The organism is Streptomyces sp. NPDC090106, assembly GCF_044747265.1.
In the GTDB taxonomy this organism is placed as follows: domain Bacteria; phylum Actinomycetota; class Actinomycetes; order Streptomycetales; family Streptomycetaceae; genus Streptomyces.
In genome coordinates this window covers 230,237-244,068 of sequence record NZ_JBIVDS010000017.1, presented here as the reverse complement: position 1 = coordinate 244,068, position 13,832 = coordinate 230,237, and the positions used below count along the sequence as shown (strand labels likewise).

Below are 13,832 nucleotides of genomic sequence, written 5' to 3'. Positions count from 1 at the left end.
CCGGCACATGTCGAGAACCCGTCACCGGCTCCGTCCCAGGGGTGAAGGCGGCCACAATGGGTCGCACGGACACCAAGGAGAACCGTCATGGCCAAGTACCTGCTGCTCAAGCACTACCGAGGCGCCCCGGCCGCGGTCAACGACGTGCCGATGGACCGGTGGACGCCGGAGGAGATCTCCGCACACGTGCAGTACATGAACGACTTCGCGGCCAAGCTGGTGGAGAGCGGCGAGTTCGTCGACGGCCAGGCGCTCGCCCCGGAGGGGAGCTGGGTGCGGTACGACGGCGAGGGACGGCCGCCGGTCACCGACGGGCCGTTCGCCGAGACCAAGGACCTCATCGCCGGCTGGATGATCATCGACGTCGACAGCCACGACCGGGCCGTCGAGCTGGCCGGGGAGCTGTCGGCGGCGCCGGGCGCGGGCGGCAGGCCCCTCCACGAGTGGCTGGAGGTGCGCCCGTTCCTGACCGCGGCGCCCGCCGGCATGTGCGATCCCGTCCATGGATGAGGCGCTCGTCCGGAGCCTCACGCCGAGCGTGCTCACCGTCCTCGTCCGCCGCGGAGCCGACTTCGCGGCGGCCGAGGACGCCGTGCAGGACGCGCTCGTCGAGGCGCTCCGGGTCTGGCCCGACCGGCCGCCGCGCGACGCGAAGGGCTGGCTGGTCACCGCGGCCTGGCGCAAGTTCCTCGACGCGAACCGCGCGGACACCGCCCGGCGCAGACGCGAGGACCGGGTCGAGGAGGAACCGGCGCCCGGGCCCGCGCCGGTCGTGGACGACACGCTCCAGCTGTACTTCCTGTGCGCCCACCCCTCGCTGAGCCCGTCGTCCGCGGTCGCGCTCACGCTGCGCGCGGTCGGCGGGCTCACCACCCGGCAGATCGCCCGGGCCTACCTGGTGCCCGAGGCGACGATGGCGCAGCGGATCAGCCGGGCCAAGCGGACCGTCTCCGGGGTGCGCTTCGAGCGGCCCGGCGACGTGGCGACCGTGCTGCGCGTGCTGTACCTGGTCTTCAACGAGGGCTACTCCGGTGACGTCGACCTGGCCGCCGAGGCGATCCGGCTCACCCGGCAGCTCGCCGCGCGGGTCGACCATCCCGAGGTGGCGGGGCTGCTCGCCCTCATGCTGCTCCACCATGCCCGGCGCGCGGCCCGGACCGCGCCGGACGGGAGCCTGGTGCCGCTCGCCCAGCAGGACCGCGGGCGCTGGGACACGCGGCTGATCGCCGAGGGCGTCACGGTCCTCCAGGCCGCCCTGGCCCGCGACCGGCTCGGCGAGTTCCAGGCCCAGGCCGCCGTCGCCGCGCTGCACGCCGACGCGCCCACCGCCGAGGAGACCGACTGGGTGCAGATCGTCGAGTGGTACGACGAGCTCGCGCGCCTCACGGACAGCCCCGTCGTCCGGCTCAACCGCGCGGTGGCGCTCGGCGAGGCCGACGGTCCGCGCGCGGGGCTCGCGGCGCTGGCCGGGCTGGACGCCTCCCTGCCCCGGTACACGGCCGTCGCGGCCTACCTCCACGAGCGCGACGGCGATCCCGCGACGGCGGCCCGGCTCTACGCCGAGGCGGCCCGCAAAGCCCCCGACCTGGCCGAACGCGACCATCTGACCCGGCAGGCGGCCCGGCTCAACACGGGTTCACGCACCGACCAGCGGTGACCCCGACGGCGCCCGCAGCGGGGCCGCGAGTTCGGTGAGCGCCCGCTCGATGCCGTGGAGGTGGGCCAGCGCGGGCTCCGCGGACGACGGCTGTTCGGTGAGGGTCCAGGAGCCCGGCCCGCCGTCCGTCAGGGCCTCGACGGCGGCCTCGACGCGCCAGGACGCGGCGGCCAGACGGGCGTCGTGGGAGGCCTCGGGGTCGGCGGCGACGGCGACGAGGCCGCGGATCTCGCGGGCGCAGTCGTCGAGCAGGGCCAGGACCCGGCGGGCGCGGCACTTGCGGCCGAGCATCGGGTTCAGCGGGTGGACGAGCGGGGCGACGGAGAGCCGGACCCGGCCCAGCAGGTGTTCCAGTTCGGCGACGCGGGGCGCCGGGTCGGCGTGGGCGGCGCCGGCGAGGCGGGCGGCGGTCTCGGCGGTGCACGCGTGGACGCAGCGCAGGGCGCGCTGGATCCAGGCGTCGGTGGTGGTGTGCGTGGTGACGGGCAGGACGAACAGCACGGCGAGGGCCGCGCCGAGGGCGCCGATGCCCGTCTCCGCGAGGCGCAGCGCGAGCAGGCCGGGGGTGAGCACGCCGAGGAGCCCGTAGAGCAGCTCGGCGAGGACGGTGACGCAGAGCATCATCCAGGTGTACGACACGGCGGCGGTGTAGAAGATCCCGAAGACGCAGGCCGCGAGGAGCACGGCCGTGGGCAGGGCGGCGCCCTGGAGCGGGACGGCGACGAGCAGTCCGAGCCCGATGCCGATCACCGTGCCGAGGACGCGGCGGAAGCCCCGCACGAGGGTCTCGCCGCGTGAGGTGGTGTTGACGAACACCCACCAGGTCGCGCCGACGGCCCAGTACCAGCGCTCCCCGGAGACCGCCTGGCCCACGACGAGGGCGAAGGCCGCGCCCGCGGTGGCCTGCACCGCCTGCCGGGTGGTCACCCGGGCCATCCCGGAGGGCGGGGCGGGGGCCGGGGCCGCGGGCAGGTGCCGCTCGTAGCACCACAGGCCGAAGCGGACCGCGGCGGCGACGGCGAGGGAGAGCAGCATCGCGGTGTACAGCTCGGGCAGCCGGTCGGTGGTGGCGTGCAGGAACTGCGCCACGAAGAAGGTCATGAAGGCGAAGACGCCGAGGCTGTGGCCGCGCGGCCCCCAGCGGCGCGCGTAGACGCCCGCGCCGGTCACCGCGAGGAAGGTGAGGTCACGGGCGACGGGGTGGTCGTGGAGCTGGGCCGCCGCGGCGAGCACCGGCAGTCCGACGGCGGGCAGCAGCGCGGTGGTGACCGCCTGTCCCCGCACGGTGGTGTCGGTGACCGTGAAGAGGGCGAGCAGCGCGGCGAGTCCGCCGGTGACCGCGCCGACGAGGGAGTGCCCGGCGAGCCCGCAGACGACGACGGCGAGCCCGATCCCGAGGACGGCGCGCGCGGCGAAGCGCAGCCGCACCCGGCCCGGGTCCGGCGCCATGAACACCTTCTTCAGCACTGCTTCCCGCCCCCTGCTCGACATCCGGCACGCAAAAGGCGCCGCGGGGTCCGCAGCGCCATCGACGCGGCCATTGCAGCATCGTCGGGGCGACTGGCTCAAGTGGCATCGCCTACGCTGGACCATTGGCACAGACAAACCGGACCGTGGCCGTCCATCGGCGGGCCAACGGACCATGACGGAGGAGGCCGGGCCCGATGCCTGTGGACGAGCTCGACACCCGCATCCTGCGGCTGCTCCTGGAGCAGCCGCGCACGAGCGTGCGGGAGTACGCGCGCCTCCTCGGTGTCGCCCGGGGCACGCTCCAGGCCCGCCTGGACCGGCTGGAGCGGGAGGGTGTGATCACCGGCACCGGGCCGTCGCTCTCCCCCGCCGCGCTGGGCCACCCGGTGCTGGCGTTCGTGCACATCGAGGTCACGCAGGGGCGGCTGGACGACGTGGGGGACGCGCTGGCCGCGGTGCCGGAGATCGTGGAGGCGTTCTCGATCGCGGGCGGCGGCGATCTGCTCACGCGGGTGGTGGCGCGGGACAACGCGCATCTGGAGGACGTGATCCAGAAGGTGATCAGTCTGCCGGGCGTGGTCCGCACCCGCACCGAGGTGGCGCTGCGGGAGCGGGTGCCGCACCGGATGCTGCCGCTGGTCGAGTCGATCGGCCGCACGGCGAGAGGCTGACCGGTCCGTCGCATCGACGGGACCGCTCTTTGACATCCTGTCTTTGACATCCTGGGATCATGAACGATCTCGGCGCCACCTCGGTCATCTTCGATCTCGACGGAACACTCGTGGACAGCGAGCCGAACTACTTCGAGGCGTCCCGGGCCCTGCTCGCCGCGCACGGGGTCGAGGACTTCACCTGGGAGGACAACGCGGCGTACGTCGGGATCAGCACCTGGGAGACGCTGGGCCTGTGGCAGGAGCGGTTCGGGCTCGCGGGCCCGCGGTCCGCGCTGCTGGACGACCTCAACCGCCGCTATCTGGAGCTGGCCCGGGTGCACACTCCCGCGTATCCCGAGATGCGCGCGTTCGTCGAACTGCTGGCGGGCCAGGGCGTGGCGATGGCCGTCGCGTCGGGTTCCTCGCCGGAGGCGATCGAGGCGATCCTGACGGGCACGGGACTGGACGCGTATCTGCCGATCGTCGTCTCCGCCGACGAGGTCGAGCGCGGCAAGCCCGCACCGGACGTCTTCCTGGAGGCGGCCCGCCGGCTCGGCGCGGACCCGGCGGACTGCGTGGTCGTGGAGGACGCGGCGCCGGGTGCCGCCGCCGCGCACGCGGCCGGGATGCGCTGTGTGGCGGTGCCGTACGTGGCCGGGCAGGCGGACGCCCCGGAGTTCGCCACGGCCGGGCTGCTGCTGCGCGGCGGCCAGGCCGAGTTCACGGCGCGGGACGCGCACGACTGGCTCGTGAACTCGGCGGTCGCCTCCTGAGGCCGGTCAGCCGGCGGGTTCGATGTTCTGGTTGAGGCGGAAGACGTTGTCCGGGTCGAAGTCGGCCTTGATGCGGGCCAGTCGGTCGTAGTTGCCGCGGTAGCTGGCCCGGACGCGCTCCTGTCCCTCGTCCATCATCATGTTCACGTAGGCGCCGCCCGCCGAGTAGGGGTGCAGGGCTTCGAAGTAGTCGACGGTCCAGCGCTTCACGAGGCCGGCGTTGGCCGGGTCGGGGTCGACCCCGGCGTAGACGGAGGCCCAGTTGGCGTGGCGGTAGGCCCAGGGCGTCTCGTCCTGGCCGACGTCGTGGGCGGCGCCGTCGATCGGGTAGAGGTGCATGGTGGACTGCGGTGTGGGCACCTCGGCGCCGAACTTGGCGTGCAGCCGGACGGCGTCGTCGGGCACGGTCTCGACGAAGTCGGCGCGCCAGTACCACTGATGGCCGGGCGGGTAGAGGCCGTCGAACGCCGCCTGGATGTCGGGGTGTTGCATGGGCGCCGGGGCGTGCAGCATCGGTGCGGGCAGGGCGTCCAGGAGCGGGGCCATGGCGCGGGCGGCGGCGTCGGTGTCGTCGCCGGTGTAGCACCACACGACGCCGGCGGTCTTGCGGAGCCGGAGTTCCTCGGGGAACGGCGGGGCGGGCGGCACCGTGCCGTAGAGGAGGAAGCCGCCTAGTTCGCGGGGTGCGTCGAGGATGAAGTCCCGGTAGGCGGCGAGGACTTCGGCACCCAGTTCCATCGGCCAGAAGGTCGGACCGGCGATGACGGTGCTGATCTCGTGGAGCCGGAACAGGAACGAGGTGACGACGCCGAAGTTGCCCCCGCCGCCGCGGACCGCCCAGAACAGATCGCTGTTCTCGTAGCCGCTGGCCCTGACCTGACTGCCGTCGGCGAGGACGATCTCGGCCTCCAGCAGGTTGTCGATGGTCAGTCCGCAGCTGCGGGTGAGGTGGCCGAGGCCGCCGCCGGTGGTGATGCCGCCGACCCCGGTGGTGGAGATGATGCCGCTGGGTGTGGCGAGTCCGTGCGCGTTGGTGGCGCGGTCGACCTCGCCCCACACGCAGCCGCCGCCCACGCGGACCGTGCGGGACTCCGGGTCGACGTGGATGTCCTTGAGCGGGGACAGGTCGGCGACGACTCCGCCGTCGACGGTGCCGAGTCCGGCGCCGTGGTGTCCGCCGCCGCGCACGGCGAGGGGCAGGTCGTGGGTGCGGGCGAAGGCGATCACCCGGGCGACGGCGTCCGCGTCGCCGCAGCGGGCGACGAGGGCGGGGCGCCGGTCGATCATCGCGTTGTAGACGGCGCGGGCCTCGTCGTACCCGGTGTCGTCGGGGCCGATCAACTCACCGTTGAAGGAGGTGAGTTCGCGGCGTGCCGCGTCGGCAGGCGTACTGGTCATGCGTATCCCCCGTGTCGAGACGTACCGATCGAGACGTTTCGCTCGGTCTGTCCCGCCCGTTCTATTCGCGTCGAACGGCGACCGCATCCGTGGGCGTCACCCAGGTCGGGCCCGGCCGGTACCTACGTTTCGGCACCGGGAAGGGGACGTCCGGGTTCCGGGAGCAGGCCGAGGCGGGCGGCGCGGTCGGCGGCGTGCCGGCGGGTCGGCGCGTCCAGTTTGTCGAGGACGGCGCGGACGTGGTTGTCGACGGTGCGGACCGAGACGACGAGGCGGGCCGCGATCTCGGCGTTGGTGAGGCCTTCGCCGAGCAGCAGGACGACCTGGAGCTGGCGCCGGGTGAGTCCGGCGGGGTTGCCGCGGGTCGCGGCGAGGGGGCCGCGCGGGATGTGGCGTACGCCGAGGTCGCGCAGTTCGGCGCGGAGCAGGCGGGCGCGGGGTTCGGCGCCGAGCGCGTCGAGGGCGGCGAGCGCGGTGAGTTTGTCGGCGGGGTCGGGGCTCTCGGCGAGCGCACCAGCGTGTTCGTAGGGGCAGCCCGCGGCCGACCAGAGGGCGGCGGCCGGGCGCCAGGCGCCGCGGGCCTGGAGGGCGTAGGGGTGCGGGGAGCCGGTCAGGTCGACGGGGTGCCCGGCCTTGGTGAGCCAGTAGCCCAGTTCGGCCCGGTAGGGCACTCCGGGCAGCGGGTCGGCCTGCGCGTGGACGGGTCCGGCCGCGGCGGCCACCGCGCGCGGGTCGCCGCGCAGCCAGGCCGCCTCCGCGCGGGCCGCGGCGACGGGTCCGGTGCGCTGGAGTTCTCCGGTGCGTACGGCGATGTCGTGGGCCTCGGTGAGGAGTTGCTCGGCGCCGGGGCGCCCGCAGCGGATGCGGACCCGGGCGAGGACGGTGAGCGCGGGGCAGCGGGCGGGCAGGAAGTCGCGCATGCCGTACTCGGCGTGGCGTTCGGCGTCGTCCCAGTCGGCGGCGGCGAGGCGGCGCAGGGCGAGTTCGACGTGGAGGTAGTTGAGGAAGCCGAGATGCTCGGCGCGGTCGGCGAGGTCCATGGCCGGGGCGAGGAACCGCTCGGCCTCGTCGTACTGGAGGTTGTCGAGGAGGTTCCAGACGAGGTTGGCGTAGGACCGGCAGGCGTCCTCGACCTCGCCGGCGTCCAGGGCGACGGTGAGGCTCTCCTCCAGCTGGAGCCGTCCGCCCGGGTCGCCGCCGCGCCAGCGGGCGGTGCCGACGTTGTTGAGGGCGTGGGACAGGATCGCCGCGTCGCCGGCCTTGCGGGCGAGCGCGATGGCGCGTTCGCCGTGCTCGACGGCCTCGGCGTAGCGGTCGGAGAGCATGCGGAGCTGGGCGGTGTTGCTGACGGCGAGCGCCAGCAGGCGGTCGTCCCCGGCGTGTTCGAGGACGGCGACGGCCTCGCGGGCGGCGCGGCGCGCCTGTTCGGGGTCCCCGGCCCACCAGTGGATGCGGGACAGCCAGCGCAGGTCCGCGCCGAGGGCGAGGGTGTCCCCGAGGGAGCGGCGCAGGGCGACGGCCTCGCGCTGGGCGGTGACGGCGGCGGCCGAGTCGGCGATGGTGTAGCTCTCGATGGCGAACCGCTCCAGCAGGGCGGCGAGTTCGGCGGGCGGGTAGCGGTGCCGTTGCCGCAGGACGAGCCGGAGCTGGGCGGCGGCCTCGCGGTGGGCGCCGGTGCTCGCGGCGTCCTTGGCGGCGTCGGGGCCGTAGCGGGCGATGGCGTCGTGGTCGCCGGCCCGGGCGGCGTGGTGGACGATGCGGGCGGCGTCGGAGCCGGGGCGGGCGACGAGGGCGGCGAGGGCGTTGCGGTCGAGTTCGATGCGGCGGGCGGCGGGCAGCGAGTCGGCTACGGCCCGCCGGATCAACTCGTGGCGGAACGCGACCCGTTCGGGTTCCACGGTCAGCAGTCCGCGCTGCTCGGCGGTCGCGAGGACGGCCACGCCCCGGTCCAGGAGGGCCTCGACCAGAGGCCGTTCGACGGCGGAGGGGACCACGGCGAGCTGTTCCAGCGCGTCGACGGTCGCGGCGTCCAGACCGCGCAGCCGGGCGAGGACGGCGTCGACGACGGTCGGCGGCACTCCCCCGGTGCCCCCGGCGGCGACGATCTCGGCGACGAAGAACGGGTTGCCGGAGGTCACTTCGTACACCTGGGCGGGGTCGAGGTGCCGGGTGGCGCTCAGGGTGCGGACCGCGTCGAGGGAGAGCCGGGCGAGCGGGAGCCGGTGCACGCGCGGGGTGCGGGAGATCTCGCCGAGGAGGTGGCGCAGCGGATGCTCGCGGCTCAACTCGTCGTCGCGGTAGGTGAGGACGAGGAGGGCGGGCAGCCGTTCCATCCGGCGGACCAGGAACCGCAGGGCGTCCAGGGAGGCTTCGTCGGCCCAGTGGACGTCCTCCACGACGAGGACCGCGGGGTGCGGGGTGCCGGCGAGCTCGCCGTACAGGGCCTCGTAGACGCGGTGGCGGTCGCCGCCCTCCGTGACGGCGCGGGCCAGTTCGGCTCCGACGCTGCCGACGAGGTCGCGGAAGGGGCCGAGGGGGCGGCGGGTGGCGAGGTCGTCGCACTGTCCGACGAGGATCCGGGCCAGGGCGGGCAGCCGCCGCGGCATCGCCTTCACCAGGCTCGACTTGCCGATGCCCGCCTCGCCGAGGACGAGCGCCACCGAACCGGCGCCCCGCGCCGCCTCTTCGGCGGCCCCGGCCAGTCGTGTCAGCTCGGTCTCGCGTTCGAGGATCCACCGATCCACGTCCAGATTCTGCCACCGGCCGGACGGGTTCCGCCCGGCCGTTCCGGTCCCTGTCCGGCATTCCCGTCACGGGCGCCGGTGCGCGGACGGATCGCCCGTGGCGGTCAGTGGACCGACAGTCCGCCGTCCACGAAGATCGACTGCCCGGTGACGTACGCGGAGGCGCCGCCGGCCAGGAAGACGGCCGCGCCCGCGAAGTCCTCGGCGAGGCCGTTGCGTCCGACCATGGTGCGGGCGGCGAGTTCGGCGACCTTGCCGGGGTCGTCGGCGAGGCGGGCGTTGAGCGGGGTCATCACGAACCCCGGGACCAGGGTGTTGCAGGTGACCCCGTGCGGCGACCAGGCCTCCGCCTGCGACCGGGCCAGGGACTCCAGGCCGCCCTTGGACACCCCGTAGGCCCCGCTCTGCACGAACGCGCGGTGCGCCTGCTGGGAGGTGACGTGGATGATCCGTCCGAAGCCCCGTTCGGCCATGCCGGGGCCGAAGCGCTGCCCCAGCAGGAAGGGCGCCTCCAGGTTCACGGCCAGGGTGGTGTCCCACACGTCCTCGCCCAGTTCCCCGAGCGGCGGGCGCAGGTTGATCCCGGCGGAGTTGACGAGGATGTCGGGCTCCCCGGCCAGCTCCACCGCGTCCCGGGCCACCGCGCGCACCCCGTCGCGCGTTCCGAGGTCACCGCTGACCCAGTCGGCGCGGCACCCCTCGGCGCGCAGTTCCTCGACGGTCTCCACCAGTTCCTTCTCCCGCCGGGCCACGACCACGACCCGCGCCCCGGCCCGGGCGAGCGCCCCCGCGATCGCCCGGCCGATCCCGGAGCTGCCTCCGGTGACGAGGGCGACGCGGCCTTGGAGGGAGAACAGTTCGGCGAGATACGGCTGTGACGTCATCCCCGCACCTTAGGCGGCGCCCGGAGACCGTCACGACGTCGGCCGCCGGGTGACACGGCCGGAACTGGATGCTCCCGACCCGTTGACGCTCAACCGTCGCTCTTCCTATCGTCTGGCCGACCATTCGAATGGCGTTCGTCATCTCGAACGTTTGGGATGCGGACCTCACCCGCGAACCTCGTCAGAGGACTCCCCCAGAGGAGCAACATGGCCCCGCCCCTCTCCAGACGACACCTCCTCCAGGCCGCGGCCCTCGCCGTGGCAGCGCCGTCGGTCTCCTTCGGCCTCGGCGGCAAGGCCGCGTCCGCCGCGGCGGCCTCCTCGGCCGCGGTCCCCTCCTCGTGGTCCGTACAGCCCTTCGGGCTCGGTGAAGTCGCCCTGAAGGCAGGGGTGTTCGCCGACAAGCGGCAGCTGATGCTGGACCACGCGCGCGGCTACGACGTGAACCGGCTCGTCCAGGTGTTCCGTGCCAACGCCGGGCTCTCCACCGGCGGGGCCGTCGCGCCCGGCGGCTGGGAAGGGCTGGACGGGGAGGCGAACGGCAATCTGCGCGGGCACTACACCGGGCACTTCCTCACCATGCTGTCGCAGGCGTACGCGAGCACCGGGGAGCAGGTCTTCGCCGACAGGATCGGCACGATCCTCGGAGCCCTCACCGACGCCCGCGCCGCACTGCGCACGGACCCCAAGATGCTGGCCGTCACCGGGAGATGGGGCGGCGCGCTGGAGAACGTGCGCGGCTCGTACCAGTACGTCGACCTGCCCGCGACCGTACTGGGCGGCGCCTCCGCGATCACCCTGGCGGCCTGGGTCAAGCCCACCCACGACGCCAACTGGCAGCGGGTGTTCGACTTCGGGAACGACACCACCAAGTACCTGTACCTGGCGTCCCGCAACGCCTCCGGCGTCCCCCGCTTCGCCATCACCACGAGCGGCGCGGGCGGCGAGCAGGGCCTCAACGGCACGGCCGCGCTGCCGCTGAACCAGTGGAGCCATCTCGCGGTGACCCTCTCGGGCGGCACCGGCACGCTCTATGTCAACGGCACGGCCGTCGCGACGAACACCGCGATGACCCTCACCCCGGCGGCGCTCGGCACGCTCACCAACAACTGGCTGGGCCGCTCGAACTACGCGGGCGACCCCGTGTACGCGGGCGGCTTCGACGAGTTCAACGTCTGGTCCCGGGTGCTCACCCAGGCCGAGATCACCTCGCTCCAGTCCAACGAGGCGAAGCTGTCGAGCGCCGGGCTCGGCAATCTCGCCGCGTACTGGTTCCAGGCCACGAGCGGCGGCTCCTTCGCCGACGCCTCCGGCCGGGGCCAGACCGCGACCCTGCGCCGCACCTGGGGCGGCCCGAGCCACCCGGGGTTCCTCGCGGCCTACCCGGAGACCCAGTTCATCCTGCTGGAGTCGATGACCGCGAGCGACTACACCCGGGTGTGGGCGCCCTACTACACCGCGCACAAGATCCTGCGCGGCCTCCTCGACGCGTACGCCGCCACGAGCGACGCCCGCGCCCTGGACCTCGCGTCCGGCATGGGCGACTGGATGCACGCACGTCTGTCGGCGCTGTCCGAGGCGACGCTCCAGCGGATGTGGGGGCTGTTCTCCAGCGGCGAGTTCGGCGGCATCGTCGAGGCGATCGTCGACCTGCACGGGTACACCGGCAAGGCCGAACACCTCGCGCTGGCCCAGCTGTTCGACCTGGACTCGCTGATCGACGCGTGCGCCGCGAACGCGGACACCCTGAACGGACTCCACGCCAACCAGCACATCCCGATCTTCACCGGCCTGCTGAGGCTGTACGACGCGACGGGCGAGACGCGTTACCTCACCGCCGCCCGGAACTTCTGGGCCATGGTCGTACCGGGCCGTATGTACGGCATCGGCGGCACCAGCACCGGCGAGTTCTGGAAGGCGTCCGGGGTGATCGCGGGCACGATCGGCGACACGACGGCCGAGACGTGCTGCGCGTACAACCTGCTGAAGCTCAGCCGGACCCTGTTCTTCCACGAGCAGACCCCGAAGTACATGGAGTACTACGAGCGGGCCCTGTACAACCAGGTCCTCGGGTCGAAGCGGGACGCGGCGGACGCGGAGAAGCCGCTCGTCACCTATTTCATCGGGCTGACTCCGGGGCACGTCCGGGACTACACGCCCAAGCAGGGCACCACCTGCTGCGAGGGCACGGGCATGGAGAGCGCCACCAAGTACCAGGACTCGGTGTACTTCAAGGCCGCCGACGGCGGCGCTCTCTACGTCAACCTCTACAGCCCGTCCCAACTCACCTGGTCCGCGAAGGGCGTGACGGTCACGCAGACCACCGACTACCCGCGCGAGCAGGGCAGCACGCTCACGTTCGGCGGGAGCGCCGCGGCCTTCGCGCTGAAGCTGCGGGTGCCGTCGTGGGCCACGTCGGGCTTCCAGGTGACCGTCAACGGCACCGCGGTGAGCGGGACTCCGGCCGCGGGCAGTTACTTCACGGTGTCCCGGACGTGGCAGGCGGGGGACGTCGTGCGCGTGACGATCCCGTTCCGGCTGCGGGTGGAGAAGGCGCTGGACGACCCGGCCCTGCAGACCCTGTTCTACGGCCCGGTGAACCTCGTCGCCCGCAACTCGGCCACGAGCTATCTGTCGTTCGGGCTGTACCGCAACGCCGGTCTCTCCGGGAACCTGCTGCCCACCCTCACCCCGGTGAGCGGCAAGGCCCTGCACTACACCTTGAACGGCACGGAGTTCGCGCCCTTCTTCGAGGGCACCGAGGACCCGACGCACGCCTATTTCCGGCGCTCCGAGCCCACGGTCGTGTTCGGCACCACCGACTCGGGCGTGGCCAACCCCGCGAAGTCCGACGGGACGACGCTGCTGGACGAGATCTGGGCCGCGGCACCGTTCAGCGGCAAGGACGCCCTGGTGACGAAGGTGCGGTCGGCCGTGGCCGCCTGGGTGTCGGCGGGGCTGCTGTCGCAGGCCGACGGCGACCTGGTGATCAGCACGGCCCAGCAGGCGACCTACGCCGCCTGAGGGGCGTCAGGAGCGGCGGCGCGGCTTGCCGCCCCGGCCGGCGGGCGGCTTGCGTCGTCCGCCGGCCGGGGCGGAGCGCTTCTGCGGCTGCTTCTGCTGCGGCTTCCTCGGCTGGGCCTTGGCCTTCGCCCCGGTCTGCTCCGGCTCCTTGGCACGGCCCCGGGTGCTGTTGACCGTCCGGCCGCGCACGATGCCGATGAAGTCCTCGACCATCTCCGTGGTCGCCTCCTCCGGCCAGGACAGCGCCACGGACGACTCGGGGGCGTCGGTGACCGTCCGGTAGGTGAGGTCCTTGCGGTGGTGCAGCCGGGCGAGGGACTGCGGGACGACGAGGACGCCGATCCCGGCCGCCACCAGCTCCACGGCGTCCTCCGTGGTCGCGGGGCGCTCGAAGGCGGGCTCGCCGGGCAGCTCGGTCCAGCCGAGGACGTCGTCCAGGGGGTGCAGGACGACCTCGTCGGCCAGGTCCGCGACGACGACCTCCTCGACGGCCGCGATCACGTGGTCCTTGGGGACGACGACGACCGTGGTCTCGGTGTAGAGGGGGATCGCGCTGAAGACCGTGCGGTCCACGGGGAGCCGGACCAGACCGGCGTCCGCCGAGCCGTCGCGCAGGGCGTCCGCGGCCTCGGTGGCGGTGAGCTGGAGGAGGGTGAGCGGGATGTCGGGCAGCCGCTCGTTCCAGATCCGCACCCACTTGGCCGGGGTGGCTCCCGGGACGTAGGCGAGCCGGAACGTCGGGGGTTCTGCGGGGCCTGTCACCTGGCCAGGTTACCCGCCGTGGTCGGCGGGGGTTCACCCAGTCGATACCCTGGACACCATGACGTCGCACCAGAGCACCCAGACGATGAAGCCCGCGACCGCGGCGAAGAAGCTGGGTGTGTACCTCGAGGCCACCCCCGCCGAGTTCCGTGAGGGTGTCGTCTCGCGCGCCGAGCTGAACCAGCTCCAGGCCGAACCGCCCCAGTGGCTCCAGGACCTGCGCGCCGACGGCCCGCACCCCCGTCCGGTGGTCGCGGCCAAGCTCGGCGTGTCGATCGCGGGCCTGGCGCGCGGCGGGGTCACCGAGGCGCTCACCACGGAGCAGATCGAGGAGCTCAAGCGGGAGCAGCCCGAGTGGCTGGCCAAGGAGCGCGCCACGCAGGCGGAGGTCCGCAAGGAGACGGCCCGCGTGAAGAAGCAGCAGGCGGAGAAGGCGGAGCGCGCGGCGGGCGCCTGACCTGCCGGGT

At 73.5% G+C, this 13,832-nt stretch carries 11 protein-coding genes; 6 read left to right on the top strand and 5 right to left on the bottom strand.

The window, feature by feature from the left end; all coding sequences use genetic code 11:
* Positions 1 to 87 precede the first annotated feature (87 nt).
* A complete protein-coding gene (locus ACIPSE_RS40795) occupies positions 88 to 510 on the top strand; it encodes a YciI family protein (protein WP_401673549.1) in 423 nt (140 codons plus the stop codon).
* Positions 503 to 1,657 (top strand): RNA polymerase sigma factor, encoded by a 1,155-nt coding sequence (locus ACIPSE_RS40790; protein ID WP_401673547.1) that lies wholly within the window; start codon positions 503 to 505, stop codon positions 1,655 to 1,657. Before ACIPSE_RS40795 ends, ACIPSE_RS40790 begins: the two co-directional genes overlap by 8 nt.
* Here the strand turns inward: ACIPSE_RS40790 and ACIPSE_RS40785 are convergent.
* Positions 1,637 to 3,124 carry an FUSC family protein gene (locus ACIPSE_RS40785; protein WP_401673545.1) on the bottom strand — a complete coding sequence of 496 codons (1,488 nt, stop codon included), beginning with the start codon at positions 3,122 to 3,124 and terminating at the stop codon, positions 1,637 to 1,639. The two genes, ACIPSE_RS40790 and ACIPSE_RS40785, sit on opposite strands and share 21 nt — an antisense overlap.
* A gap of 197 nt (positions 3,125 to 3,321) precedes the next feature.
* On the opposite strand from ACIPSE_RS40785, the gene ACIPSE_RS40780 reads away from it, so the two are divergent.
* The gene (locus tag ACIPSE_RS40780) at positions 3,322 to 3,798 is read left to right on the top strand and encodes an Lrp/AsnC family transcriptional regulator (RefSeq protein ID WP_401673543.1); all 477 of its coding nucleotides are present in this window, start codon (positions 3,322 to 3,324) and stop codon (positions 3,796 to 3,798) included.
* Between the two features lie 59 nt (positions 3,799 to 3,857).
* On the top strand, positions 3,858 to 4,553 hold the full coding sequence (locus tag ACIPSE_RS40775) for an HAD family hydrolase (protein WP_401673540.1): 696 nt from the start codon (positions 3,858 to 3,860) through the stop codon (positions 4,551 to 4,553).
* 6 nt (positions 4,554 to 4,559) lie between these two features.
* On the opposite strand, the gene ACIPSE_RS40770 is transcribed toward ACIPSE_RS40775, so the two are convergent.
* The 3 genes from ACIPSE_RS40770 to ACIPSE_RS40760 all read right to left on the bottom strand — a co-directional run bounded on the left by ACIPSE_RS40770 (position 4,560) and on the right by ACIPSE_RS40760 (position 9,579).
* Complete coding sequence (locus ACIPSE_RS40770) at positions 4,560 to 5,951, bottom strand: FAD-binding oxidoreductase (protein ID WP_401673537.1); 1,392 nt, start codon at positions 5,949 to 5,951, stop codon at positions 4,560 to 4,562.
* A 122-nt stretch (positions 5,952 to 6,073) separates the two neighbouring features.
* Positions 6,074 to 8,695 (bottom strand): helix-turn-helix transcriptional regulator, encoded by a 2,622-nt coding sequence (locus tag ACIPSE_RS40765; protein WP_401673534.1) that lies wholly within the window; start codon positions 8,693 to 8,695, stop codon positions 6,074 to 6,076.
* Between the two features lie 104 nt (positions 8,696 to 8,799).
* Positions 8,800 to 9,579 carry an SDR family NAD(P)-dependent oxidoreductase gene (locus tag ACIPSE_RS40760; protein ID WP_401673531.1) on the bottom strand — a complete coding sequence of 260 codons (780 nt, stop codon included), beginning with the start codon at positions 9,577 to 9,579 and terminating at the stop codon, positions 8,800 to 8,802.
* A gap of 207 nt (positions 9,580 to 9,786) precedes the next feature.
* Between ACIPSE_RS40760 and ACIPSE_RS40755 the strand changes: the two genes are divergently transcribed.
* Positions 9,787 to 12,603: a beta-L-arabinofuranosidase domain-containing protein gene (locus ACIPSE_RS40755; RefSeq protein ID WP_401673529.1), complete on the top strand. Its 2,817-nt coding sequence runs from the start codon at positions 9,787 to 9,789 to the stop codon at positions 12,601 to 12,603.
* A gap of 6 nt (positions 12,604 to 12,609) precedes the next feature.
* Here the strand turns inward: ACIPSE_RS40755 and ACIPSE_RS40750 are convergent, their stop codons facing one another.
* Positions 12,610 to 13,365, bottom strand: coding sequence for a LysR family substrate-binding domain-containing protein (locus tag ACIPSE_RS40750; RefSeq protein WP_401673526.1), 756 nt, complete (start codon positions 13,363 to 13,365; stop codon positions 12,610 to 12,612).
* Positions 13,366 to 13,423: 58 nt separating this feature from the next.
* On the opposite strand from ACIPSE_RS40750, the gene ACIPSE_RS40745 reads away from it, so the two are divergent.
* On the top strand, positions 13,424 to 13,822 hold the full coding sequence (locus tag ACIPSE_RS40745; RefSeq protein ID WP_401673523.1) for a DUF5997 family protein: 399 nt from the start codon (positions 13,424 to 13,426) through the stop codon (positions 13,820 to 13,822).
* The last annotated feature ends 10 nt before the right edge of the window (positions 13,823 to 13,832 follow it).